Annotated in this window: 26 protein-coding genes and 1 tRNA gene; 12 read left to right on the top strand and 15 right to left on the bottom strand. The window is 36.6% G+C overall.

Annotated features, from left to right (window positions below):
* Positions 1-125 precede the first annotated feature (125 nt).
* Together EG849_RS10820 and EG849_RS10815 are read right to left on the bottom strand one after the other, a co-directional pair.
* The gene (locus tag EG849_RS10820) at positions 126-1,166 is read right to left on the bottom strand and encodes a DUF2971 domain-containing protein (RefSeq protein WP_125013098.1); all 1,041 of its coding nucleotides are present in this window, start codon (positions 1,164-1,166) and stop codon (positions 126-128) included.
* Between the two features lie 376 nt (positions 1,167-1,542).
* Positions 1,543-2,013 (bottom strand): JAB domain-containing protein, encoded by a 471-nt coding sequence (locus EG849_RS10815; protein WP_125013097.1) that lies wholly within the window; start codon positions 2,011-2,013, stop codon positions 1,543-1,545.
* A gap of 626 nt (positions 2,014-2,639) precedes the next feature.
* On the opposite strand from EG849_RS10815, the gene EG849_RS15620 reads away from it, so the two are divergent.
* Both EG849_RS15620 and EG849_RS10810 read left to right on the top strand, forming a co-directional pair.
* Positions 2,640-2,810: a hypothetical protein gene (locus EG849_RS15620; protein WP_158611942.1), complete on the top strand. Its 171-nt coding sequence runs from the start codon at positions 2,640-2,642 to the stop codon at positions 2,808-2,810.
* Positions 2,807-4,363, top strand: a complete 1,557-nt coding sequence (locus tag EG849_RS10810; RefSeq protein WP_125013111.1) for a recombinase family protein — start codon at positions 2,807-2,809, stop codon at positions 4,361-4,363. Before EG849_RS15620 ends, EG849_RS10810 begins: the two co-directional genes overlap by 4 nt.
* On the opposite strand, the gene EG849_RS10805 is transcribed toward EG849_RS10810, so the two are convergent.
* Positions 4,323-4,396 (bottom strand) — tRNA-Met (locus EG849_RS10805). The genes EG849_RS10810 and EG849_RS10805 overlap by 41 nt on opposite strands.
* A gap of 149 nt (positions 4,397-4,545) precedes the next feature.
* Here EG849_RS10805 and EG849_RS10800 point away from each other — a divergent pair.
* Together EG849_RS10800 and EG849_RS10795 are read left to right on the top strand one after the other, a co-directional pair.
* A complete protein-coding gene (locus EG849_RS10800; RefSeq protein ID WP_125013096.1) occupies positions 4,546-4,938 on the top strand; it encodes an START-like domain-containing protein in 393 nt (130 codons plus the stop codon).
* A gap of 55 nt (positions 4,939-4,993) precedes the next feature.
* The gene (locus EG849_RS10795) at positions 4,994-5,830 is read left to right on the top strand and encodes an aminotransferase class IV (RefSeq protein ID WP_125013095.1); all 837 of its coding nucleotides are present in this window, start codon (positions 4,994-4,996) and stop codon (positions 5,828-5,830) included.
* Here the strand turns inward: EG849_RS10795 and EG849_RS10790 are convergent.
* From EG849_RS10790 to EG849_RS10770, 5 genes are all read right to left on the bottom strand, one after another.
* Entirely contained in the window at positions 5,827-6,387 is a 561-nt protein-coding gene (locus EG849_RS10790) for a YqgE/AlgH family protein (RefSeq protein WP_125013094.1), read from the bottom strand. The two genes, EG849_RS10795 and EG849_RS10790, sit on opposite strands and share 4 nt — an antisense overlap.
* Positions 6,388-6,508: 121 nt before the next feature.
* Positions 6,509-6,787, bottom strand: coding sequence for an HU family DNA-binding protein (locus EG849_RS10785; RefSeq protein WP_125013093.1), 279 nt, complete (start codon positions 6,785-6,787; stop codon positions 6,509-6,511).
* A gap of 176 nt (positions 6,788-6,963) precedes the next feature.
* Positions 6,964-7,911, bottom strand: a complete 948-nt coding sequence (fmt, locus tag EG849_RS10780) for a methionyl-tRNA formyltransferase (RefSeq protein WP_125013092.1) — start codon at positions 7,909-7,911, stop codon at positions 6,964-6,966.
* Entirely contained in the window at positions 7,912-9,804 is a 1,893-nt protein-coding gene (locus EG849_RS10775) for a RecQ family ATP-dependent DNA helicase (protein WP_125013091.1), read from the bottom strand.
* Between the two features lie 4 nt (positions 9,805-9,808).
* Positions 9,809-10,348 (bottom strand): AAA family ATPase, encoded by a 540-nt coding sequence (locus EG849_RS10770; RefSeq protein WP_125013090.1) that lies wholly within the window; start codon positions 10,346-10,348, stop codon positions 9,809-9,811.
* Positions 10,349-10,518: 170 nt separating this feature from the next.
* Here EG849_RS10770 and EG849_RS16070 point away from each other — a divergent pair, with 170 nt between their 5' ends.
* Positions 10,519-10,638: a T9SS type A sorting domain-containing protein gene (locus EG849_RS16070; RefSeq protein WP_125013110.1), complete on the top strand. Its 120-nt coding sequence runs from the start codon at positions 10,519-10,521 to the stop codon at positions 10,636-10,638.
* A gap of 84 nt (positions 10,639-10,722) precedes the next feature.
* Here the strand turns inward: EG849_RS16070 and hisS are convergent, their stop codons facing one another.
* Positions 10,723-12,090 carry a histidine--tRNA ligase gene (hisS, locus tag EG849_RS10760; protein WP_125013089.1) on the bottom strand — a complete coding sequence of 456 codons (1,368 nt, stop codon included), beginning with the start codon at positions 12,088-12,090 and terminating at the stop codon, positions 10,723-10,725.
* 191 nt (positions 12,091-12,281) lie between these two features.
* Between hisS and EG849_RS10755 the strand changes: the two genes are divergently transcribed.
* The gene (locus EG849_RS10755; RefSeq protein WP_125013088.1) at positions 12,282-13,523 is read left to right on the top strand and encodes an ABC transporter permease; all 1,242 of its coding nucleotides are present in this window, start codon (positions 12,282-12,284) and stop codon (positions 13,521-13,523) included.
* Between the two features lie 60 nt (positions 13,524-13,583).
* Here the strand turns inward: EG849_RS10755 and prmC are convergent, their stop codons facing one another.
* On the bottom strand, positions 13,584-14,432 hold the full coding sequence (prmC, locus tag EG849_RS10750; protein WP_125013087.1) for a peptide chain release factor N(5)-glutamine methyltransferase: 849 nt from the start codon (positions 14,430-14,432) through the stop codon (positions 13,584-13,586).
* Between the two features lie 59 nt (positions 14,433-14,491).
* Positions 14,492-14,977 carry a GNAT family N-acetyltransferase gene (locus tag EG849_RS10745; RefSeq protein ID WP_125013086.1) on the bottom strand — a complete coding sequence of 162 codons (486 nt, stop codon included), beginning with the start codon at positions 14,975-14,977 and terminating at the stop codon, positions 14,492-14,494.
* Positions 14,978-15,004: 27 nt separating this feature from the next.
* Between EG849_RS10745 and ribD the strand changes: the two genes are divergently transcribed.
* From ribD to EG849_RS10730, 3 genes are read left to right on the top strand one after another with little or no spacing between them, the layout of a single operon-like run.
* The gene (gene ribD / locus EG849_RS10740; protein WP_125013085.1) at positions 15,005-16,048 is read left to right on the top strand and encodes a bifunctional diaminohydroxyphosphoribosylaminopyrimidine deaminase/5-amino-6-(5-phosphoribosylamino)uracil reductase RibD; all 1,044 of its coding nucleotides are present in this window, start codon (positions 15,005-15,007) and stop codon (positions 16,046-16,048) included.
* Positions 16,041-16,649: an HAD-IA family hydrolase gene (locus EG849_RS10735; RefSeq protein ID WP_125013084.1), complete on the top strand. Its 609-nt coding sequence runs from the start codon at positions 16,041-16,043 to the stop codon at positions 16,647-16,649. The genes ribD and EG849_RS10735 overlap by 8 nt, the downstream gene beginning before the upstream one ends.
* Before the next feature lie 3 nt (positions 16,650-16,652).
* Positions 16,653-17,264 (top strand): IMPACT family protein, encoded by a 612-nt coding sequence (locus tag EG849_RS10730; RefSeq protein ID WP_125013083.1) that lies wholly within the window; start codon positions 16,653-16,655, stop codon positions 17,262-17,264.
* 23 nt (positions 17,265-17,287) lie between these two features.
* On the opposite strand, the gene EG849_RS10725 is transcribed toward EG849_RS10730, so the two are convergent.
* Positions 17,288-17,698, bottom strand: a complete 411-nt coding sequence (locus EG849_RS10725; RefSeq protein ID WP_125013082.1) for an acyl-CoA thioesterase — start codon at positions 17,696-17,698, stop codon at positions 17,288-17,290.
* A gap of 199 nt (positions 17,699-17,897) precedes the next feature.
* Between EG849_RS10725 and dnaA the strand changes: the two genes are divergently transcribed.
* From dnaA to EG849_RS10710, 3 genes are all read left to right on the top strand, one after another.
* Positions 17,898-19,325 (top strand): chromosomal replication initiator protein DnaA, encoded by a 1,428-nt coding sequence (gene dnaA / locus EG849_RS10720; protein WP_125013081.1) that lies wholly within the window; start codon positions 17,898-17,900, stop codon positions 19,323-19,325.
* A 39-nt stretch (positions 19,326-19,364) separates the two neighbouring features.
* The gene (locus EG849_RS10715) at positions 19,365-19,832 is read left to right on the top strand and encodes a low molecular weight protein-tyrosine-phosphatase (RefSeq protein ID WP_125013080.1); all 468 of its coding nucleotides are present in this window, start codon (positions 19,365-19,367) and stop codon (positions 19,830-19,832) included.
* A gap of 119 nt (positions 19,833-19,951) precedes the next feature.
* Complete coding sequence (locus EG849_RS10710; RefSeq protein WP_125013079.1) at positions 19,952-20,668, top strand: SAM-dependent methyltransferase; 717 nt, start codon at positions 19,952-19,954, stop codon at positions 20,666-20,668.
* 83 nt (positions 20,669-20,751) lie between these two features.
* Here the strand turns inward: EG849_RS10710 and EG849_RS10705 are convergent, their stop codons facing one another.
* The 3 genes from EG849_RS10705 to mltG form a co-directional block, all read right to left on the bottom strand.
* Positions 20,752-21,393, bottom strand: coding sequence for a peptidoglycan-binding protein LysM (locus tag EG849_RS10705; protein ID WP_125013078.1), 642 nt, complete (start codon positions 21,391-21,393; stop codon positions 20,752-20,754).
* 97 nt (positions 21,394-21,490) lie between these two features.
* Complete coding sequence (locus tag EG849_RS10700) at positions 21,491-22,405, bottom strand: DUF2279 domain-containing protein (RefSeq protein WP_394336489.1); 915 nt, start codon at positions 22,403-22,405, stop codon at positions 21,491-21,493.
* A 2-nt stretch (positions 22,406-22,407) separates the two neighbouring features.
* Positions 22,408-23,448: an endolytic transglycosylase MltG gene (gene mltG, locus EG849_RS10695; protein ID WP_125013076.1), complete on the bottom strand. Its 1,041-nt coding sequence runs from the start codon at positions 23,446-23,448 to the stop codon at positions 22,408-22,410.
* Positions 23,449-23,453: the final 5 nt, after the last annotated feature.

Here is a 23,453-nt window from a genome sequence, read left to right as displayed (position 1 = left end):
TAGCCGTCAGTCGCGGATTAAAGCGAACTGAGTTGTGTCTGCCGAAGATAGACTTTCTTCGTGAAATTGCAACTTCCGGCTACTGAAATCTCCGCAATTCTGGTGAAAGGCGATTACCTGCCGTTTCAATATTTAATCTCAGCCTTTTTGATAATTACATAATCAACACTCAATTTTATAATTTGAATTTTGTATCTTAAAACTCTATTTACCGAATTGTCATCATAGTTTAAAACTTTGTCTACTTGAAATATTTTATCATGATATTTTTCAAGTAATATTTTAAAAAACTTATAGATATCATTTACGTCAGATTTTGTAAACCAAAATTTTTCATTTCCACTTTCCAAAGTCTTTTTGTGAAAAATGTGATTATTAAAAAAGACTGGTGCTAAGATTATTTTGTCAATTACGTTAATGGGGATTTCTATATTTCTACTAGTCAAATTTTCTTCGTCAATTTTTTTTTCTTCCTTGCTGATAATATCCAAAGGATTATTCATGTGTTTGAAATCTTTTTTCTTTAGTAGAAAACGCCATTCATTTTCATATTTCCAAAACTCGTCCTTAACTGAAAAACTATAAATTATTGGCAAGTTTATATCAACGGTTTGTTTAAATATACTTGTTCGTTCTTCGAAGATTGCAACTTTGTTTAAATTTAGTATTTCTAATTTTTTATAATTTATTGGAAAAAGCATAATATCTGAAGCATATTTCTCATCAAAGAAATTTTTCAACTTTGAAGAATTAAGTTCTATGCAATAACCTTTTTCATTAGTGTAATGAATCCAGAATAATTCATTTTGATATCCTTCAGTTAACGATAAAATTCCTCTATATTTCAGAAATTCATTTCTAAATTGAACTATGCTAGTTTGTTTGAAAGATTCGCTATCAAATTTAGTTTGAGTGTCATTACTATATTTTTCAATAAACTCTTCTAAATTCCAAAGCATAAAATTCCCATCCATTAAATCGTTTACCAAGTAAGCATGGGAAAAAAATAGACTTACATTTTCTAAAACTTGATTTGATCTTTCATTTAATGAATAATACTTATAGAATTTTTCGGGAATGTCTTTTTTTATTTCCACAGAAATTTCTCCGGAATTATTAATGAAAGTGACATTTTCTAAATCTAATTTTTTGACTTCATTGTCCATGATGACGGAGTTTTTTACAAAAGGTAGGTCAATTATTTATATGCGATACTTTATATCGAATCTACAGCAGAAAATTGATGTATATGCGTCGCTTTTTCAATATTTAAGCTTTACAATACTACGCAAAAGAACAATACCTTGTTGTTGTTTTCTTTAATTGAATTTATTTGATATAATATGCGAATTTCATTTTTTAGTACTTTAAAATAATGAAACAACTCCGCTCTCCAATAATGTGTTTGTTTCTCTACAGGCTAATTATATCGGGCCTGCAAAAATCATATGTCACCTGAATCATATATGTCAGAAGATAGGAGATTGCCTCGAGCAATATCGCTGTCATAAATGATGAATCGAAAAAGCAGAAATAAAGATGCTACAGCATCCCCTGGTCCGCAAAGGAATAGTATCCCTCGGTAGTTACAATCAGGTGGTCCAGCAACGGAATTTCAAGAATTTTGCCGGCCTCCTTCACTTTTTTTGTAATGTCGCAGTCGGCTTGGCTGGCAGCAAGCGTGCCGGATGGGTGGTTGTGTGCGATTATAATGCCCGAGGCATTTGCCTTTAATGCGGCTGCAAAGATCAGTCGTACGTCGGCAACGGTACCGGTAGTGCCTCCTGTGGACAATTCATACTGCCCCAGCACCCTATTGCTGCGGTTCAGAAGAAGCACCTTGAACTGCTCGATGAATTCGATTTTGTTGGGATTCCATCCTGCCAGAAGAATTTCGAAGGCAGAGGCAGACGAGCTCACTTTAGGGCGCTGTGACGGCTTAATTGCCGTCTTGTAGACCAGTTCTATTTCTGATACCATTTTCCATTTTTCTGATGTTGCTAACGTTTCCATAATTTCTAGATTTTAAGATTAATTATGGAGCACTTTCGGCAGCCGGCAAGCGAGCGCAAAAAGCAACGCAATAAAGCGAAGGCGCAGTCCGAGCATTTATGGGGGAATTTTTTGCGGCGAACCGAAGCCGTTCGGCCGAACTTTGTAAAAGAATTAGTCGAGAAGAGCCCAGCGCTAAGGAGGCGGTCACGCTAGTGAGTGGGCCAACAGATATTAACATTAAGCGCTGGAAGCCTTGGCTTATAGGTTGTTGTAGGTAGGTTTGATTTGCATCATCTGTACGAAACACGATTCTAAATGTACCATACATAGAAAATTGATAGGATACATTATTGAAATTTTTTTAATTGCTCATCATTAAAAAATAAAAGTCCGTAGCCAAGCCACACTGGTTTACCTAATAAGGTTTCCGCCGCCTATCTGTTATAGTGTTGCAACCAGTTCTGAAAGACTCTCCTAACCATTATGCCACCAAAAGACAAGGAATGCCCGTAGTGCTGATACTGCAATCACTTCCAAAATGCCTTTTTATGTTTGTAGCTTCCTATGTTGAGAAGGAAGCGAACTGAATGTAAAATTATCCAAGACCGTCATGGCGGTCTTTGTGAGCTAACCGAGACAGTCAAATGAGAAGTGATGATGATAATGCAAAAGGAAAGCTGGATGCCGAGCAGGTTCTGAAGATGCTGAAAGCAGAAGGGATGGATGTCACCGTGGAGCAGGCGCAACTGATTTTGGATTTTTTAAGAAAGCTAGCCGCTATTGCAGTATCCAATTATTTAAATACAAAACAATGAAAACGACAGCAGATCTATATGTACGGGTTAGTACTGACGAACAGGCAGACAGGGGATATTCCCAAAGAAATCAGGAAGAAGTTCTAAGAAAATATTGCCAGATCAATAACATAGCAATAAGGGACGTAATCTATGAAGACCATTCAGCCAAGACATTTGTCAGGCCGCAATGGAATAAGCTTTTAGAGAAGCTGAGAAAAAATAAAAATAAAACGGATCTCGTCCTGTTCACAAAATGGGACCGGTTCAGCAGAAATGCAGGTGATGCTTACCAGATGATCAACATACTTCGGAAACTTGGTGTTGAGCCGCAAGGAATTGAACAACCTTTAGATTTATCCATTCCTGAAAACAAGATGATGCTGGCTTTTTATCTGGCGGCGCCAGAAGTTGAGAATGACAGAAGGGCCTTAAATACTTTCCATGGAATGAGGAGGGCCAGAAAAGAAGGACGCTATATGGGTTTGGCTCCTGCTGGCTATATCAACAGAATCAGTGAAGCTGGAGTAAAATACATTGCCTTTGATGAGCCGGACGCTTCAATTATTAAATGGGCATTTATAGAGATTTCGAAAGGAATATTCAATACCGAACAGATATTTTTTAAAGCAAAGGACAAAGGACTGAGATGTTCAAGGAATAATTTTTGGAGACTGATCAGGAATCCTGTCTACTGCGGGAAGATAGCAGTGCCTAAATATAAGGACGAAGAAGCTAAGTACGTCATCGGACAACATAAGGCGTTAATTACGCAAGCCCTATTCAATGAAGTGCAAGGGGTTTTAGATGGCAGGGGAAGGAACTTTCGACCCAAAATTGTTACCAAGGAACCGTTTCCTTTGAGAGGGTTCTTTGCTTGTCCTGATTGCAATAAGATACTAACTGGAAGTATCTCAAAGGGGAGAAACAGTTATTACGCCTACTATCATTGTTCTGCCGGATGCAAATTCAGAATCAATGCCGATAAGGCAAATACTGTCTTTATGGATAATCTCAAAATGTATGTACCAAGAGCAGAAATAGGAATTGTCTACAAGAAATTGATTATCGAGGCGTACCAGGAGAGTGACAAGATGAACATTGATCATAAAACAAAGCTGGTCGAGCAAATAGATGACTATCAAAAGAGGATTTCCTACATCAGGGAGCTGCTGTCAAAACAACAAATTGACGTGTCGGATTACAGCGAAATGAACGCCAATTATAAGAATGAGACTATCAAACTTCAGCAAAAGCTATCCAATTTAAATGAGACTGGTCAAGATGTGAAGGATTTGCTCAATAAGGGGGTCTTAAACCTTCTTGAATTGAATAATTGCTATAAAGACGGGAACTGGACAGGATGCAGGGAACTAATTGGTTCAATATTTCCTGAAAATTTCACTATCGTAAAAAACACGTTTCGAACCGCCCGAGTGAATGAAGTTTTGGAGCTAATATACTTGATTAACAACTCTTTGTATGAAAATAAAAAAGGGATAAAGAAAGATTTACCTTCTTTATCCCGTCAAGTAGCGAGGACGGGAGTTGAACCCGTGACCTCAGGGTTATGAATCCTGCGCTCTAACCAACTGAGCTACCTCGCCATTTTTTTGGTTCATTGCATCCTTGAATGCGGGTGCAAATATACTACTAAAATCAGATGTTGCAAATATAATTGACGAAAAAAAATATTTTTTATTTAGGCGGTTAATTTGATTTAATTCTATATATTTCGAAAAAATTAACCGAGCTCATGGAAAACAAAGTACGTTACGAATTAGAATTCCCATTAAATTCATCGCCACAATTGCTGTATCAATATATTTCAACACCTTCTGGGTTATCTGAATGGTTTGCCGACAACGTAAATTCAAGAGGAGAGTTTTTCACATTCATCTGGAATGACAATGAGGAAAAAGCAAGATTGGCTTCTAAAAAAACAGGCGAAAAAGTAAAATTTCGTTGGGTTGAAGATGACGGCAAAGATGGTGAATACTTTTTTGAGCTTCGTATTTTGGTTGATGAGATCACAAAAGACGTTTCATTAATGGTTGTTGACTTTGCTGAAGAAAACGAAGTTGCAGAATCAACACAGTTGTGGGAGAACCAAATTTCAGATTTAAAACACGTTATTGGTTCTGTATAATAGAATTCAATTTTTAAGACTTATATTTGCCCTGCATTAATTTCAGGGCTTTTTTATGATTAATTTTAACGGAACCATCGCTTCAGAAGACAATTTATTGACCAATAACCGCGGATTGCTGTATGGCGATTCAGTATTTGAAACCTTAAAAATATTGGACGGCAAAATTCTTTTTGCTGAAGACCACTATTTTAGATTGATGGCTTCGATGCGAATTGTGCGTATGGAAATTCCGATGAACTTCACGATGGAATACTTTGAAGAGCAGATTCTTTCTTTGGCTAAAGCCCAAAATCTTGAAAATTCTTCTCGTGCAAGAGTTACCATATTCAGAAAAGAAGGCGGTTTGTACCTTCCGACAGACAAAAATATTTCGTTTTTAATTTCTGTTTCACCGCTTGAAAATACAGTCTACAATATTGAAAAAGACTTTTATGAAGTAGAATTATACAAAGATTTTATTGTAACCAAACATTTGCTTTCTACGATCAAATCTTCAAATCGCATGATCAACGTGACGGGAAGCATTTTTGCTGACGAAAACGGTTATGACAATTGCCTTTTGATCAATGACGATAAAAATGTTATTGAAGCTTTAAACGGAAATCTTTTTATGTTGATGGGCAACAAATTAATAACGCCACCAATTTCTGAAGGTTGCCTAAACGGAGTGATGCGCAAGCAGGTTTTGGCACTTGCCCGAAAAATCGAATCACTGGAAGTTGTGGAAGAACCCATTTCGCCATTTGACCTTCAAAAGGCTGACGAACTGTTTGTTACCAATGTAATTAAAGGAATTCAGCCGGTGACAAAATACCGCAAAAAAGAATATGAAACGAAAGTTTCAAAAGATTTATTGCTTCGATTAAACGCTCAAATTAGATTTAACTAATTTAAAATCGGGTTTTCTGGCGCATTAGACCAGATTACATAATCGCCTCCTAACTCCAAAATTTTTTCTTTCCAGAAATGGGTTGCTGATTTACCGATGATTTTATTTTCATACACATTTGGAGAAATAATCCAAGAATTGGCTTCCATTTCTTGCTCTAATTGGTGTGATTCCCAACCGGTGTATCCTAAGAAAAATCGGATGTTATTCTTTTTGATTTTTCCTTCGTTAATTAAATCTTTGGTAGATTCAAAATCTCCTCCCCAATAAATTCCGTTTGAGATTTCAATGCTATTTGGAATCAGATTTGGAATATTGTGGATAAAATAAAGATTGTCTTGTTCGACCGGTCCGCCATTATAAATCTTAAATCTGGCATGAATTTCTGGAATTAAATCCTGAATGGTGTAATCTAAAGGCTTATTCAAAATAAACCCTACTGAGCCTTCGTCATTATGATCGGCTAGCAAAACAACTGAGCGATTGAATGATAGGTCTCCGATTATGGAAGGTTCTGCTATAAGCAACACTCCTTTTTTGAGTTTTTCTGAAATCATTTGGCTACAATTTTTATTAAATTTAACAAATAAAAGTTTTTCTTCCAAATTATTTCGATAAAGTGTACAAAAAAAGCCTCTCAGTTGAAAGGCTTGATTTATTTTTTATTTCGGAATGAAACTATTTAGCGTTTACTGAACCTTCTAATTCAGCACCAGCTTTAAATTTCACTACGTTTTTAGCAGCGATGCTGATCGTTTTTCCTGTTTGAGGATTTCTTCCTTCTCTTGCAGCTCTTCCTGAAACTGACCAAGATCCGAATCCAACTAAAGATACTCTTCCACCTTTTTGTAAAGTTCCACCTACATTAGATAAAAAAGACTCTAAAGCCAATTTTGCAGCCGCTTTAGAAATTCCTGCGTCAGCAGCGATAGCGTCGATTAATTCTGATTTGTTCATAATATTAGTTTTAATTGTTGGTTAAACATTCTATGCTATAACAAATTTAATAGGATTTCCTTACCGTGCAAGACATTTCAATGGTTTTTCGCCTATTTGTTGATAACTTTAGGGTTTTGTTAACAAAACCGTCTTGTTTTTATGAAATTCACCGCCACTTCACTGTTTACACGGGATTAGAAAGCTTTAGCTTCCTCCGAAAACGCAATACCATTTAAAAGTTCAAATGTCTTAAGATTCTTCTTTCCCGGAAACTGCAATTGTACTATTTCGATGTAGCCGTCTTTTGTAGCGATTTTCATTTCTTTTTTTGTCGTTGTAATCTTCCCGATTGTTTCAGAATGTCTTTCACGAGTAAAGCGTGCCTCATAGATTTTTACATTCCATTCTTGGCCTTTATCTGCAAAATAAGTCCAAGCCGCAGGATAAGGCGAAAGGCCGCGAATTAAATTGTGAATCTCTTTTCCTGATTTAGTCCAATCGATCTTACAGTTTTCTTTGTTTAATTTATATGCCGTTTTGATATCGTCCGTATCAGTCTGTACTTTTGGATCTGTATTTCCATTCTCGATTAAATGTAGCGTTTCAACCACCGCTTCACTTCCTAAATCCATTAAGGTATCGTGCAGATTGCCAGCATTTTCTTCAGAAGAAATCGCTACTTCTTTGCTTAAAATAGTAGCTCCGGTATCAATTTTATCGTCTATGAAAAACGTAGTGACTCCTGTTTTTTCCTCTCCGTTAATAATCGCCCAATTGATGGGCGCAGCACCGCGATAATTTGGCAGTAACGAAGCATGAAGGTTAAAGGTTCCGAATTCAGGCATTTCCCAAACTGCTTTTGGCAACATCCTGAAAGCCACAACCACTTGAAGATTGGCATGCAAGCTTTTCAATTCTTCTAAAAAAGCCTCCTCTTTTAAATTTGCCGGTTGCAAAAGGCGCAAGTTATTTTCTAGCGCATATTCTTTTACCGCCGAATATTTTATTTTTTGGCCACGACCAGCAGGTTTATCCGCAGCGGTAATTACGCCCACAACTTCAAAATTATTTTTAAAGATGGTATCTAAAATACCCACAGCAAATTCTGGGGTTCCCATAAAAACGATGCGTAACTTTTCCATTTATTTCAAGGTATATTTATTGTTTGGCAAAACTTCAATCTTATTTATTTCGAGCAATTGCTGGATGGCAAAGATAATCGCATCATCGGGGAATTTCGAATACATTTGGATTTCTCTCGAACTCATCGGACTTGTTTTCAGCAAATCTATTATTTTTGCAGCAACAGAAGACACTTTGGCCTCGGTTTTATTTTGTTTGATACAATAAGAACAAATCCCGCAATTGGCACCTTCTTTTTCTCCAAAATAACGCAATAACTGTTTGCTTTTACACGATTTATCATCAACTACATAATCCAAAACCGACTGCAACTGCTTGTTTTTCAAATCATTTTGGTTTTCCAAATATTTCGAAACCCTATTGATGGTTCGGTCATCTTCACGAACCTCATTAAACGTAATTGTCGAGTCGTTATTTTTGGCATGATAGTCTATAACTTGTCTTTCTTGTAATTTATTCAAAACCGCGACCACTTGATTTTCTTGGCATTTTGCTTTTTTTGCAATCAGCGAAATATTTACAGGAGTACTAATTTCATAAATCCCAGAATAGGTCCGAAGCATTGCCAAAACAATCTCTTCGTCTTGCGGATTCAAGCTCGTGTATCGTATCACTTCTTTAGATTCTATCACAAATTGAACGGTCACTTTTTCAGAAAACTCTTGCGAAAGCGTGATAATCCCTTGTCGGTCTAAAAACTGCAAGGCGTTAAATGTTTTCAGAATTGGAAAATTATATTGCACACAAAATTGATTGATATTGAATGAAAACTGCTCGTTAATACCTTCGCCGTAGGCAATCTGAAAAAAATTACACAGCTTCACATACATTTCTTTCAAGGATTTATTATCCGGAAGGTTATTCAGAATCTGGCTTTCAGAAGACTGGACATCAGACGGACTGTTGAGCAAAACCGCAAAAGCTTTTTCGCCATTTCGTCCTGCCCTACCCGCTTCTTGGTAATAATTTTCAAGATTTTCGGGCAATTGGATGTGAATTACCGTCTTTACATTTGCCTTGTCAATTCCCATCCCAAAGGCATTTGTCGACACCATTGCTTGAACTTCTTCATTCATCCAAAGCTTCATGTTTTTATCTTTCTCCTTTATATGAAGGCCTCCGTGGTAAAAAGTAGCTTTGATTCCAAGCGAATTTAATTGGGAAGAAACATCAATGCACGCTTTCCTGTTTCGAACATAAATGATGGAAGGTTGTGGATTTTTCTTTAGAATTTGCTCCAAACGAAACAATTTATCTTCCACATTAAAAACCATATACGCCAGATTTTCGCGGGCAAAAGATTTCTGAAAAACAGCCGGATTTTGGAGATTTAATTGCTTCGCCACATCTTCTTTCACTCGTTCTGTGGCGGTTGCGGTCAATGCTAAAAAAGGAATTTTAGGGAAATGTTCTTTCAGCGAAGCAATTTTCAAATATGCCGGACGAAAATCGTGTCCCCACTGTGAAACGCAATGCGCTTCGTCAATGGCAATTAAATTTATCGGAAGTGCTTTGATTCGGTCTAAAATCCAATCTGATTGAAGACGTTCTGGAGATAAATACAAAAACTTATAATTCCCGAATTGGCAATTATCTAAAAGGTCGCTGATTTCATCAGAAGAAATACCGCCCGTCATGGCAATTGCTTTGATATTTATTTTTTGGAGATTGGCCACTTGGTCTTTCATCAAGGCGATCAAGGGCGAAACGACAAGACAGATTCCGTCGTTCATCAGTGCCGGAATTTGGAAACAGATCGATTTTCCACCGCCGGTTGGCATCAAGGCAAAAGTATCTTTGCCTTCTAAAACCGAAGCAATGATTTCGGCCTGAGGCGTTCTGAATGAGTCGTGTTTCCAGTATTTTTGAAGAATCGAAAGCGCTTCTTGCATATTTCTAGTTCGAAAGATGCCCCAAGATAAAAAGAATTCTGTTATCGACAGTATCTTTTGGTACTTCAATCAAGTTGTAGCCATAACTTTCGTAGGTTTCTTTCAAATGTTTGTAAATCAAAGTGGCCTGTTCGTAGTTTTCATATCGGGCGTCATCACTTTCGTAAATGGCTTCCCAAGGCGGCAAAATAAAGATTTTGGTATATTTGTGTTCCCGGCAAGCTTCGTCAAAAAAGGCAGGATAAGCGTCGCCGATGTAGTGCATGTAAGCCAAAACGTCTGGAATACCGCGGTCAATAAAAACCACCGGGTTTTCTTCAGCAACGGCTTGGTGGTATTGTTTTTTTCGTCCCTCGAGAAGCAATTCACTGAACAGCAATGGGTTTTCTAAAAACAATTGCTCAATTCCCTGTTTTTTTGCTTCCAAGGTGATTTCGCGGGAGATTTCGGGCAGGCAGCAATTGCCACGTTCTAATAAACCGTCAATGATTGTGGTTTTGCCTGTTCCTGGACCTCCGATAATAACAATGATATCTTTTTGCACTTTTGAAAAATAAGGGGCAAATTTACTTAAAGATTTTCAGATACTAAAGGTATTTTTAACTTTTTAAAACATCGCCTTCTCAGGACTTATTTCTTCTTTTTTCAATACGTATTTTGGCGCAAAGATTATAAATAGGCAAAAATACTTTCAAATAGCCTCGATGGACGACAATTGAATACCAGAATCAAGAATCCATTCAAATTCCGATTTCAAATTTAAGCACAGGAACTTACATCGTAAAAATCCAGACCACAAAAGGCAACTTAAGCCAAAAGATCATTATCAAATAATTGTAATTATTAGGGATTATAATTTAGTTTTTAGAACGAAAAAGTCCCGCTGTAAAGGCGGGACTTTTTTTATTTTATTAAATCTTATTGCAATAGATCTTTCAATTCCTCAAAATTCAAAGTCAATTTATCTCCGGAGACTAAATTTTTCACGCTGAACGTTTGGGTCTCCATTTCATTATTCCCAATCATGACAGCAAACGGAATCAGGCGCTTTTCAGCATACTTAAACTGTTTGTCCATTTTTGCCTTGTCAGGATACAATTCTACTTTGATATTTTCGTCACGCAATTGCGAAATGATTTTCATAGAATAAAAAGCTTCATCGATTCCGTAATTAAAGAAAATCGCTTTTGAAGAAGTCGTCACCGTTTCTGGAAACAGATTCAATTCTTCCACAACCAAATAAATTCGGTCTAACCCGAAAGAAATTCCAACGCCACTCATATTTTTTAACCCGAAGATTCCCGTCAAATCATCATACCTTCCGCCACCGCCGATAGAACCCATTGCTACCGTTTTTGGAGGTGCCACTTCAAAAATAGCTCCGGTGTAATAATTCAAGCCTCGAGCCAAAGTCACATCTAAATCTAAAATTGATTTTTTTAAACCTAATTCCGCTACCTTTTCACAGATGAACTGCAACTCTTCTACTCCTTTTTTTCCTTCTTCAGAAGCAGAAAGCAACTCCGAAAGCTGGTTTATTTTCTCGGAAATACTTCCGGTAAAATTAAATAAGGGCTGTACTTTTTCAATCGCTTCAGCAGAAATCCCTTTTTCAAGCATTTCTTTTTTCACGCCGTCTTCGCCTATTTTGTCTAATTTATCTAAAGCAACCGTAAAATCAATTAATTTATCTGAAGCACCGATGACTTCAGCAATTCCTGATAAAATTTTTCTATTATTGATTTTTATGGTAACACCTTCCAAACCTAATTCCGTGAAAACAGAATCATACAATTGTACCAATTCAATTTCTTGAAAAAGCGAAGTCGAACCCACAACGTCAGCGTCACATTGGTAAAATTCCCTGAAACGCCCTTTTTGAGGATTATCAGCTCTCCAAACAGGTTGGATCTGGTATCTTTTAAATGGAAATTCCAATTCGCTTTGGTGTTGGACCACATATCTTGCAAACGGAACTGTCAAATCATAACGCAAGGCTTTCTCAGAAAGTGAGCTTGAGAATTTGGCTAAATTTCCGTTTTCCAAAGCGTTTAAATCTGCTTTTTTTACTTTATCTCCAGAATTCAATATCTTAAAAATCAATCGGTCGCCTTCTTCCCCATATTTTCCCATCAAGGTCTCAGAGTTTTCAAAAGAAGGTGTTTCTATGGGCTGATAGCCGAATTTCTCAAAATTATTTTTGATGATTTGGATGATATGCTGTCTTTTTGAAACCTCTATCGGAGAGAAATCTCGAGTTCCTTTTGGAATGCCTGGTTTTGCCATTTTTATTTATGATTTTTGATTTTTTGATTTCAGGTGTAATCGTCATATAGAGATTCTGAAATCTTAAATCTTGCTTCTGAAATTTTAAGTTGCAAATATCTTACTTTATTTTTAGAAATTAGTTTTTAGAATTGAGAATTGAGCGTTACATTTGACTTTAGAGTTTAGACCTTCGACAAAAAATTAAAATTATGCTGAAACTGCTGAGAGAAAATGTAAGTATTGCGATGGGTTCCATCAGGACGCAACTGTTGCGGACGATTTTGACGGTGCTGATCATTGCCATCGGAATCACCGCTTTGGTAGGAATCCTGACTTTAGTTTCGGCTTTAGAAAACACCATTTCAGGGAATTTTTCGTCGATGGGCTCCAATACTTTTTCGATGAGCCAATATGACGCTTCGGCTCAAATTAATCGAAATAACAGTATTGAAAAGGTAAATCCGATTATAAGTTATCCACAAGCGAAGGCTTTTCAGGAGAAATACCAATATCCTTTCACGACCACTTCTTTATCTTTTACAGCAACTTCAACGGCAGAAATTAAATACGAAAGCAAAAAAACAGATCCCGATATTTCAGTTTTGGGCGTGGACGAGAATTTTTTAGGAAATTCAGGTTTGGAAACACAGTTAGGGCGAAATTTCACGGGCTTTGACATCCAAAATAACAATTACGTCTGCCTTGTGGGTTCTGACTTTTTGAAAGGGCTTTTAAAAGACACCAACCCGATTGACAAGGTGATTTCGATTCGCGGCGCCAAGTTTAAAGTGATTGGCGTTTTAAAAGAAAAAGGTTCTACGTTTGGGAACGCACAAGATTTGCGCGTGCTGATTCCGACACAGATTGCACGTTCGCTATTTACTTCGCCAAATATCAATTACGATTTAAAAGTGATGATCGATAAAAAGGAATTGCTTGATGCGGCGGTCGATGACGCGATTATTACGATGCGAAGAGTTCGAAAACTGAATCCCGTGGAAGAAAATAATTTTGGCGTTACCCGAAGCGATGAATTGCTTCAAATGGTAATGTCGCAAACCGCAGCTCTGGGAATTTCGGCTTGGGTGATCGGTATTATTACGATTTTTGGCTCTTCGATTGCATTGATGAATATTATGATTGTTTCGGTTACCGAAAGAACGCGTGAAATTGGCGTGCGAAAAGCACTTGGAGCCAAACGTTCTACCATTGCTTTCCAGTTCTTTACCGAAAGTTTGGTCATTGGCCAATTGGGCGGTTTTGTCGGAATTATCTTGGGCGTTTTAATCGGTTGGGGAATTTCAACTGCATTAGATTTTGCCTTTGTAGCACCTTGGATGGCGATTTTTGCGGCAGTCATCATTAGCTTTTTTGTAGCTTTGATTTCAGGCTTGTATCCTGCGATTAAAGCGGCTTATTTAGATCCGATTGAGGCTTTGAGATATGAGTAAAGTAGGAGTATTCCATTTTGACCTGTCAGTTTCCTTTTAAACTTTTAAACATCTAACCTTTTAAACTTTTCTACCAAAAATCATTCGGTCATTGTCATAAATATCTTTTCGCAATTCGATGTTCTGGAAGTTTTTTAGCTCTAATAAATCGATCATTTCACTTCCTAAATATTGATTGATTTCAAAGTAAAGCTGTCCGTTATCAGATAGATTTTTTTGTGCCAATTCTGAAATTTTTCGATAAAAAACCAACGCATCATTATCTTCTACGAACAAAGCCAAGTGTGGTTCAAATTCTAAAACATTTTTTTTAATTTCTACCATTTCAAGATTTCTGACATAAGGCGGATTCGAAACGATAATATCAAAATGCTGTTCTAAATCTTCGGTTTCCAAAATATTTTTCAATAAAAAAGTAACTTCCACCTTGTTTTTTGAAGCATTCCTCTTGGCAGTTTCCAACGCTTTTTTAGAAACATCAATGGCAAAAACTTTCGCGTTTGGAAGATTTTTAGCCAAAGAAATCGCAATGCAACCCGAACCTGTCCCGATATCCAGAATTTTTATTCTATCAGAAAATTCATTTTGCTTGATAATCCATTCGACCAATTCTTCTGTTTCTGGCCTTGGAATTAACGTATTTTCATTGACTTCAAATTCTAATCCGTAGAAATGTGCATTTCCTAAAATATATTGAATCGGAATTTGATTCACCAATTGCTCTAAAACTGAATTCCACTTTTCTACTTCAGAATCCGAAAACTCAAAAGTTGTATTTAGCGCCAAATCAATTCGTTTCATCTGATGAAAATCTTCCAAAATGATATAAAAGAAACTTTCGGCTTCAAGCACATCATATATAGGAGTCAATTTTTTGATAAAATTATTTCTGTATTCTTTGGCGAGCATTTTTTTTGGATTATGGGTTTTGAACAATATGATTTAAGTGGAAATTTGAAATTTGAAAGTTATAATTTTTTAAGCATCCAAACCGGACAAGCATTGTGGCCTGTATTTCCCAGAGGTTTTTCTAAATATTCAAAGCCTGATTTTTTATATAAATTTTGAGCCTTTGCCATATAAGGCATTGTTTCTAAATAGCATTTTTTGAATTCGAATTGGCGTGCTTTTTCCAGACAAACTTCCATTAATTTGGCACCCAATCCCAGACCTCGCGCTTCGGACAGAAAATACATTTTCTGAAGTTCGCAGATTTCTTTCGGACCATTTTCTAGCGGAGCAATTCCGGCGCCACCAATAATTTTCCCCTCCATTTCCACCACAAAATAAACTGATTTTTCTGTTGCATAGTTTTCAAACATAAAATCAAGTGACAGATCAGCGTAAGCCGTTCCTACTTTTGGAACATTGTGTTCGATTAAAACATCACGAATCACTTGGGCAATCGCAACATTGTCAGTCTTTTGGATTTCTCTAATAATTATCGCATTCATTTTGACAGAAAAAGGTATTTTTGTGATGTGAAGATACACGAAAAATACATAAAACGATGCATTGAACTTGCCAAAAATGGCTTGGGAACGACCTATCCAAATCCATTGGTGGGAAGCGTAATTGTTTGCGACGGAAAAATTATTGGCGAAGGTTGGCACCGAAAAGCTGGCGAACCCCACGCGGAAGTCAATGCCGTAAATTCGGTAAAAGACAAATCATTGCTTTCAAAATCGACGATTTACGTCAGTTTGGAACCGTGCAGTCATTTTGGAAAAACGCCACCGTGTTGTGATTTGATTATTGCAAATAAAATTCCAAATGTCGTGATTGGCACAGTTGATCCGTTTGCAAAAGTTTCTGGAAACGGAATCAAAAAATTGATGGAAGCCGGACGAAATGTAACACTCGGTATTTTAGAAGCCGAATGCAACGAACTGAACAAGCGTTTTTTTACATTCCATCAAAAAAAGAGACCTTTTGTGATTTTAAAATGGGCCGAAAGTCAAGACGGATTTTTGAGCCCGACATATAAGGAAGAAAAAAAACCGGTCTGGATTACCAATGCATTTTCGCGTCAATTGGTTCACAAATGGCGAACGCAAGAACAGGCGATTTTGGTAGGGACTAAAACGGTTTTAGAGGACAATCCCAAGTTGGACGCGCGTGATTGGAAAGGAAATAATCCGACAAGAATTGTTTTAGACCGAACCGGAAAAATCTCGGAAGATTATTTCGTAAAAGACAATAAAATCAAAACAATCATCATTACTGAACAGGAAAATTTAGAAAATTCATCCCATATTTTCTTTGAAAATGCTATCTTTGATAGTAACCTGCCTTTTTCCGTTTTGGAAATTTTGTATAAAAACAACATCCAATCGGTTATTATTGAAGGTGGAAAAAAGACGTTGCAGACTTTTATTGATGCCAATCTTTGGGACGAAGCACGAATTTTTAAAGGAAAAAATTCTTTTGCAAACGGAACAAAATCTCCTGATTTAAAAGGAAATTTGGTTTCCAAAGAAGCCATTTTGAATGACGAACTTCTAATTTTCAAGAACTATGATTAACACGATAATTTTTGATTTTGGAGATATTTTCATAAATATCGATTTCAAGGCGATGGAAGATGCGATGAAATCGCTTGGCCTTACAGCATGGAACGACGATTTAGACAAACTCAATTATAAATTTGAAAAAGGAAAAATTTCAGAACAAGACTTTTTAAAAGGCATCCAGAAATACATTCCCCAAGCTTCTTTAGAAGAAATAAAAACCGCCTGGAGCAAAGTGCTTATTGACTTTCCTTTATATCGACTGGAATTCCTTCAAAATCTTTCGCACAGCTACCAGCTTTTTCTTTTGAGCAATACCGATGCAATTCACGTAGAGCAATTTGAAAATATGGTTGGCGAATCGTTCAGCCGTGATTTTTACCAATGTTTTGAAAAAGTGTATTTCTCTTTTGAAATTGGCCAAAGAAAACCAGAACCCGAAGCTTTTAATTATATTATCAACAAACACGAACTGCAGGTAAAACGCACTTTGTTTGTGGACGACAAAAAAGCAAACACCGATGTGGCCGAAAGTTTAGGTTTTAAAGTCTGGAATTTGCAGGTTGGCGAAGAAGATGTTGTAGATTTGTTCGATAAAAAAATTATCCCGCTTTAGATTTTGGAAATAAAAGATACCTACAGAACGTTAGATTTTCCTAGCGAAGAAGTTTTATACAAAGAAAAAAACAGCAAATTTTTTGGTTACGCCTACCCTATTTCTTCCGAAGATGAAGCAAAAACCATTTTAGAAGATTTACGAAAACAGCATAATTCGGCAAGGCATTGGTGTTATGCATTTCAAATTGGTACTGAAAAAATTTATTTTAGGGCAAATGACGATGGCGAACCTTCTAATTCTGCCGGAATGCCGATTTACGGACAAATCCAGTCTTTTGACGTTACTAATGTCTTGGTTGTTGTAGTGCGTTATTTTGGCGGAATCAAGTTAGGTGTCGGCGGATTGATCTCTGCGTATAAAACAGGGGCGCAAATGGCCTTGGAGACATCTGAAATTGTCGAAAAAACAATCGACATTCATTACATCATCAAGTTTGACTATAAAAACATGAATAAAGTGATGCGAGTGATCAAAGAAAAAAACTTGGATATTGTGTCACAAAAGATGGAAATGAGTTGTGAAATTGAAATCAAGACCCGAAAAAAAAATGCCGAAATGATATTCGACATTTTTTCTAATTTATACGAAATTGACATTAAAAGGAAAGAATAAATTCCAATTTTGCGAATTCTATATCAATCTTCAACAAACGTTAAAAGTTTCTCAGAAACATACTTTGGCGGAAGCGTGGGACGGCCCGTTTTCATATCCACAAAAACCAACATTGAAGTTCCCGTTGTTAATAACTCATCCTTTTCATTGAATATCTCATAGTCAAATTCTATCTTCACAGACGTCTGGCTTTTAAAGATGGTTTTTACCCGAATCAAATCGTCATACCGCGCCGGCTTTTTGTAATTCATTGTCAAGGAAACTACCGGAAGCATGATTCCGTTTTCTTCCATCCATTTGTATGACAACCCCAGGTTTCTCAGCCATTCAACGCGTCCCATCTCAAAATATTGGGCATAATTTCCGTGGTAAACGACTGCCATTTGATCGGTTTCTGCATATCTTACTCTTACTTTGAATTCAAATTCTCGCATTTTGCTTTATCTTATTACATTAAAATTAATGTAGTCATTTTCTGAAACTACTTACAACAATATTTTTATAAAATCAATCCCTATTTAATTTTTTTTTACAGATTTTTGTCACATATTTGTTCTCCCAAAGAAGTTACAAAAGATGTACTTTTCTTTTGTAGGATTTACTTTTAACAAACATAATAATTTAGCTCATAATATGAACAAAACTGCGCAATCGGTATGGGAAAACTGTCTATTATTTATAAAGGACAATATTCAGGACCAAGCTTATAAAACTTGGTTTGAACCAATCAAATCGGTTGAGCTAACTGATAACGCTTTGTATATTCAAGTTCCGAGTAAATTCTTTTACGAATGGCTCGAAGAACATTATGTTAAATTATTAAAAGTCGCTTTGACCAAAGAACTTGGTAAAAATGCAAAGTTACTTTATAAAATTAAAATGGAAAACACTTATGGCAACAAACAACCGTTTACGGAACAATTGCCAAGTGCCCACAGAAGCCCTGTAAAACCACAGGATGTCGATGTGCCATTGCAAAATAAAAACCCAGAATTAAAAAATCCTTTTATTATTCCTGGAATCAGAAACGTGAAAATCGAGTCGCAACTGAATGCAAATTACAGTTTTGACAATTTTCTGGAAGGTGATTCCAACCGTTTGGCGCGTTCTGCCGGTATGGCTGTAGCCAATAAACCGGGAGGAACTTCATTCAATCCGCTGTTGATTTTTGGCGGAGTTGGTTTGGGTAAAACGCACCTAGCACATGCTATTGGTGTGGAAATAAAAGATAAATATCCTGAAAAAACGGTACTTTATATTTCTGCTGAAATTTTCACGCAACAATATATTGAGTCTGTAAAGAAAAATACGCGTAACGATTTTATCCATTTTTACCAATTGATTGACGTTCTTATTATAGACGATGTTCAATTTTTATCTGGAAAGACCGGAACCCAGGATGTATTTTTCCATATTTTCAACTATTTGCACCAAAACGGAAAACAGGTAATCTTGACTTCTGACAAGGCTCCTGTAGACATGCAAGATATTGAACAGCGTTTGCTTTCTCGTTTTAAATGGGGACTTTCTGCTGAATTGCACCAGCCTGATTATGAAACAAGAATTTCGATCTTGAAAAACATCTTGTATCGTGACGGCGTTGAAGTTCCAGAAGAAATTTTGGAATATGTGGCGCGAAATATCAAGTCAAACGTTCGTGAATTAGAAGGCGCGATTATTTCATTGATCGCCCAATCTTCTTTCAATAAAAAAGAAGTGACGCTTGAATTGGCAAAACAAGTAGTTGAGAAATTCGTTAAAAATGTAAAACGCGAAATTTCAATCGATTATATCCAGAAAGTAGTATCTGATTATTTCCAATTAGACTTGGACATATTACAATCAAAAACAAGAAAACGCCATGTGGTGCAAGCGAGACAGCTAGCAATGTTTTTTGCAAAAAAATATACCAAAGCTTCGCTGGCCAATATCGGCTCCCAAATTGGCGATCGTGATCACGCAACCGTACTTCACGCTTGTAAAACGGTGGACAACTTGGTTTCTACTGACAAACAGTTCAAGAAATTCGTAGACGATATAAACAAGAAATTATCTTTATAATTATAGATTTTAAAATCTAAGATCATAAATTCTCAAAAAATGCCTGTTAAAATCTTAATGGTCTGTCTCGGAAATATCTGCCGTTCTCCTTTGGCAGAAGGGCTTTTGCAGTCTAAACTTCCGAGAGAAAAATTCATTGTAGATTCTGCCGGAACCGGAAATTGGCACGTTGGAAAACAACCCGATGCTCGTTCTATTGCTATTGCCAAACTCAACGGGCTTGACATTTCCTGCCAGCGCGGAAGACATTTCAGCAAAAAAGATTTTGAAGAATACCATTATATTTATGTAATGGACAGTTCTAATTACAGCGATGTGATTTCTTTGGCTCCCAATTCTGAAGCAAAATCAAAAGTCAAAATGATTTTGAATGAAATATTTCCGGGCGAAAATGTTGACGTTCCAGATCCTTACTTCGGACTTGAAAATGGCTTTGCTAATGTGTATGCAATGCTTGATGAAGCTTGTGATAGTATTGCGCAAAAATTGATTGCCAAACATTTTTAAGAGCACTACTTTAATCCTCCTAAAATTAATCTGCGAATCTGTGGTTTATTTTTTATAAAATTTCGCAGTCGTTTTTAGAATACCTATTTTTACATTTCTAATAAAACGAAATAATTACAATGAAAGCTTTAGGAAAACTATACTTAATCCCAACAACTCTTGGCGAAAGCGATCCGATGGACGTCTTGCCTCAAACCGTAAAAAGAGCCATTGATTTCATTGATTACTATATTGTTGAAAACGAAAAAACAGCCCGAAAATCAATCAAAATTGTTCATCCTGAAAAGAAACAGCCTGATTTAAAACTCAGCTTGTTAAACAAACATACTGACGCAAAAGAGCACGCTACAATGATTGCGCCTTGCCTTCAAGGAATCAACGTGGGACTGATGTCAGAAGCAGGTTGTCCTGGCGTTGCAGATCCTGGGGCGGCGATTGTAAAAATTGCCCACGAAAAAGGAATCCAGGTGGTACCGCTGGTTGGCCCTTCTTCCATTTTACTGGCGTTGATGGGTTCTGGAATGAACGGACAGAGTTTTGCTTTCAACGGCTATCTTCCTATTGAGAAATCAGAAAAAAAAACAGCTTTAAAGAATTTAGAGAAATTATCTTCTGACAAAAACCAATCGCAACTTTTTATTGAAACTCCTTACAGAAACAACAAATTATTAGAAGATATTCTGCAAGCTTTACAGCCCAATACGCACCTTTGTATTGCCTGTGACATTACATTACCAACCGAATACATCAAAACTTTTAGAGTTGCCGATTGGAAGAAAATCAAAGTCGATTTACACAACAGGCCTTCTATTTTTATCATTCATAAGACGAATTAATTTCAAAATACAACCAAAAAATAATCCACAAAAAAAGGAAGACTGATAAAATCAATCTTCCTTTTTTTTTGAATTATAAAAACCTAGTTTAACTTCACTTTTGCATTCATATTTGCAACAATATGTGAAGTATCATAACCTCCAAATTTCTTGAAATAGCTTTTTAAAGAAGTGCCATACCCATCCTTAAACTTATTTTTCCCGTTGCTTCTCAAATAGCTTTTCACAGAACCTGCACCACCTAAATGTGCTGCAGCCAAAATACCTGATTCGGTAATTTTTATGCCATTGATAATTTTCCCCTCGTACTTCTCGATTTCATTTTCGAGCATCGCTTTGTTAATGGATAGCAATGCTTTAAATGCTTTTTCTTGAAGCCTTGGATTGTTTAGGAAATCTCTTTTATCTTTAATCCCAATCGAACGCAAGGCAGCACCACCAAATTGGTATTTCCCCATGTATCCAAAAGTATTGATTAATTTGTATTGTCCTTGAGATTCTCGAATGGCGATTGCCTGTTTGAAGCCGGTATAAGATTTGCCGGTAAAAGGAAGTTGCAGATTGACGTATTCACACTCATCTTGCGTTGGGACTGTATAGATGATCTCTTCATCTTCTCCCACATAAAACCAAGAATTTTTTTCGGATTCTTTAGATGTAAAACCTAAAGTAATAAATGCGACTGAAACGATCAGACCCGCAAAAAAGTAACATTTTTTTATCATAAATTGGATTTCTCAAGCACTGTCACCATCTTGAAATTTCTAGGGGGCAAAGATACGACAAAAAATATAATATTGAAAATCAGGCTGTTAATCTTTTCTAAAAATAGATTAAGTGTCCTTTTAGACCGCCTAACTCCCTGAACTCTAAAGTTGGAGCAGGAACTTTAATGGAGTTAAAAACCGAAAAAAGGGTCTTTAAAAAGTGGTTTTCAGTCTTAATTTTGGTCAAATCTAAATCCAAACTGACATAAAACTGTCGCGTCCGTTCCTTTTCAGGAAGAAAAATGGTGTTTATCAAACCGTCTTCTGCACCCAACATTCCTTCAGCTCCATAACCGATTGCCACATTCAGCCATTTCGGTATTTTTGATTCCTTAAAAAAGGAATGCATATTTACCGAAAGCCAATAAGTCTGTCCGTTATAATCTTTTAAAATTTCTTCTGATAAACCATTACCCAAAACTTCAGGTCTTGCGCCAGCATAAGGCGTTTGGTGAAACGAAAATTTCGGAACGATGCGCTGTTCGTCCCAAAGCAATTCTTGACCTACATATAAAGCCGTTCCGGAAGCGTTTGCCACAACATCGCCCCAAGAAAAGCCCCATTCAGCAGAATAACCGTCCATAACCTCAACGGCTGTTAAAAACACAAAACCCGTTGTAGCGCCATAAATCAACTGGTCCTTCTTTGAAACACCGCTCCAGTCAAGCAATTCTGCGCTAAACCTGCCGAGATGGTAAGACGAATACACATGACCGGCCTTGTCCATCTGCAACCAATGCGTATTGTCATTTTTAAAATGAAAATCAGATTTTTTATAATCTTTATACCAAAGCTGATCCAAACCAACCAAAGCACCGCCCAAAGCCACCGTTTCTAAAAGAACCACAGTATTTCTTCGGGCCACTCTTAACGAATCAGATGGCGTGAGAAAATCTTGGAATCGATTTTGCGCCACACCATCTGACAATGTTAGTACTAAAAGGAGAAAATAAATTTTAAGTAACTTCAAAACTATCTTTTAATTCCTTGTTTGCTTACCCAAGCAATATATTTTTGACGGTTGACCTCGTGCTGTGCCGGAGTTACCGCAAATTCGTGGTATCCAAAATTAGTTACGCTGGCGCAGAAAAAAATATAATTGTGCTTTTCAGGGTTTAAAACCGCATCAATTGCCGTTACATCCGGCATTGCGATCGGTCCTGGAGGCAAACCAAAATTTCTGTAGGTGTTATAAGGAGAAACGGTTTCTAAATCTTTATATAAAACTCTTTTAATTACTCTTTCAAAATCATTCTCCGATTTTTTTACAGCGTAAATTACCGTTGGATCTGCTTCTAATTTTATTCCCTTGTTTAACCTGTTTAAGTAAACTCCTGCAACTCTTGGCCTTTCGTCTGTTTTTACCGTTTCTTTATGAACGATCGAAGCCAATATCGAAACTTCGATCGGCGTTAATTTTTGAACTTCTGCTTTTGCTTTTCTTTCGGCAGTCCAGAATTTCCTGTATTCTTTTGCCATTCTTTCACGGAATTTTTCTGCTGAAGTATTCCAGAAAAAGTCATACGAATTGGGGATAAACATTGCCAAAACGTTTTCTTCAGTGAATCCGTTTTCTTCTAAAAACTTTTTATCAGTAAAAGCTTTCATCAAAGAGGTACTGTCAGCTTCAATTTGCGAACCAATTCTTCCTGCAAAATCTTCTAATCTTTCTTGGTTGTTGAACGCCAGTTTTGTCTCTACCGGCTGGCGCAATGAATTGATGATATCATTGTTGTTCATATTATTTTTCAACAAAAACTTACCCGCCTTTACATTCGTTACATATGATTTTTTCTCAGCTACCATTTTAAAATTGTCCATATTTTCAATATACGGCGCCACAATTTTTTCTACTTCTGCATAATCTGAATCTGTCGGGATGTAGATAAAAACCTCTTTTTCAGCAAACTTGGTGTTTGCCGAGAAGATTTTTTTGTAAATCATATATCCATAAATAGATAATCCAAGTACCAGAAGTACTGAAAATATAGCAAGGATTTTTTTTAGTGTCAAAGTGG

The sequence above is a fragment of the Flavobacterium macacae genome, from assembly GCF_003865365.1.
GTDB lineage: Bacteria > Bacteroidota > Bacteroidia > Flavobacteriales > Flavobacteriaceae > Flavobacterium > Flavobacterium macacae.
The sequence above is the reverse complement of the archived record's forward strand: the minus strand, read 5'-3'. Positions and strand labels throughout refer to the sequence as shown.

Coding starts and splice junctions, on each gene's coding strand:
- EG849_RS10790 (WP_125013094.1), bottom strand. CDS start 6,387: ATGATTTCAGAAAAACTCAAAAAAGGAGTGTTGCTTATAGCAGAACCT.
- EG849_RS10820 (WP_125013098.1), bottom strand. CDS start 1,166: ATGGACAATGAAGTCAAAAAATTAGATTTAGAAAATGTCACTTTCATT.
- fmt (WP_125013092.1), bottom strand. CDS start 7,911: ATGGAAAAGTTACGCATCGTTTTTATGGGAACCCCAGAATTTGCTGTG.
- EG849_RS10755 (WP_125013088.1), top strand. CDS start 12,282: ATGCTGAAACTGCTGAGAGAAAATGTAAGTATTGCGATGGGTTCCATC.
- EG849_RS10705 (WP_125013078.1), bottom strand. CDS start 21,393: ATGATAAAAAAATGTTACTTTTTTGCGGGTCTGATCGTTTCAGTCGCA.
- EG849_RS10800 (WP_125013096.1), top strand. CDS start 4,546: ATGGAAAACAAAGTACGTTACGAATTAGAATTCCCATTAAATTCATCG.
- hisS (WP_125013089.1), bottom strand. CDS start 12,090: ATGGCAAAACCAGGCATTCCAAAAGGAACTCGAGATTTCTCTCCGATA.
- EG849_RS10745 (WP_125013086.1), bottom strand. CDS start 14,977: ATGAATGCGATAATTATTAGAGAAATCCAAAAGACTGACAATGTTGCG.
- prmC (WP_125013087.1), bottom strand. CDS start 14,432: ATGCTCGCCAAAGAATACAGAAATAATTTTATCAAAAAATTGACTCCT.
- EG849_RS10775 (WP_125013091.1), bottom strand. CDS start 9,804: ATGCAAGAAGCGCTTTCGATTCTTCAAAAATACTGGAAACACGACTCA.
- EG849_RS10710 (WP_125013079.1), top strand. CDS start 19,952: ATGAAAGCTTTAGGAAAACTATACTTAATCCCAACAACTCTTGGCGAA.
- EG849_RS10735 (WP_125013084.1), top strand. CDS start 16,041: ATGATTAACACGATAATTTTTGATTTTGGAGATATTTTCATAAATATC.
- EG849_RS10815 (WP_125013097.1), bottom strand. CDS start 2,013: ATGGAAACGTTAGCAACATCAGAAAAATGGAAAATGGTATCAGAAATA.
- EG849_RS10715 (WP_125013080.1), top strand. CDS start 19,365: ATGCCTGTTAAAATCTTAATGGTCTGTCTCGGAAATATCTGCCGTTCT.
- dnaA (WP_125013081.1), top strand. CDS start 17,898: ATGAACAAAACTGCGCAATCGGTATGGGAAAACTGTCTATTATTTATA.
- EG849_RS10795 (WP_125013095.1), top strand. CDS start 4,994: ATGATTAATTTTAACGGAACCATCGCTTCAGAAGACAATTTATTGACC.
- EG849_RS10810 (WP_125013111.1), top strand. CDS start 2,807: ATGAAAACGACAGCAGATCTATATGTACGGGTTAGTACTGACGAACAG.
- EG849_RS15620 (WP_158611942.1), top strand. CDS start 2,640: ATGAGAAGTGATGATGATAATGCAAAAGGAAAGCTGGATGCCGAGCAG.
- EG849_RS10725 (WP_125013082.1), bottom strand. CDS start 17,698: ATGCGAGAATTTGAATTCAAAGTAAGAGTAAGATATGCAGAAACCGAT.
- EG849_RS10785 (WP_125013093.1), bottom strand. CDS start 6,787: ATGAACAAATCAGAATTAATCGACGCTATCGCTGCTGACGCAGGAATT.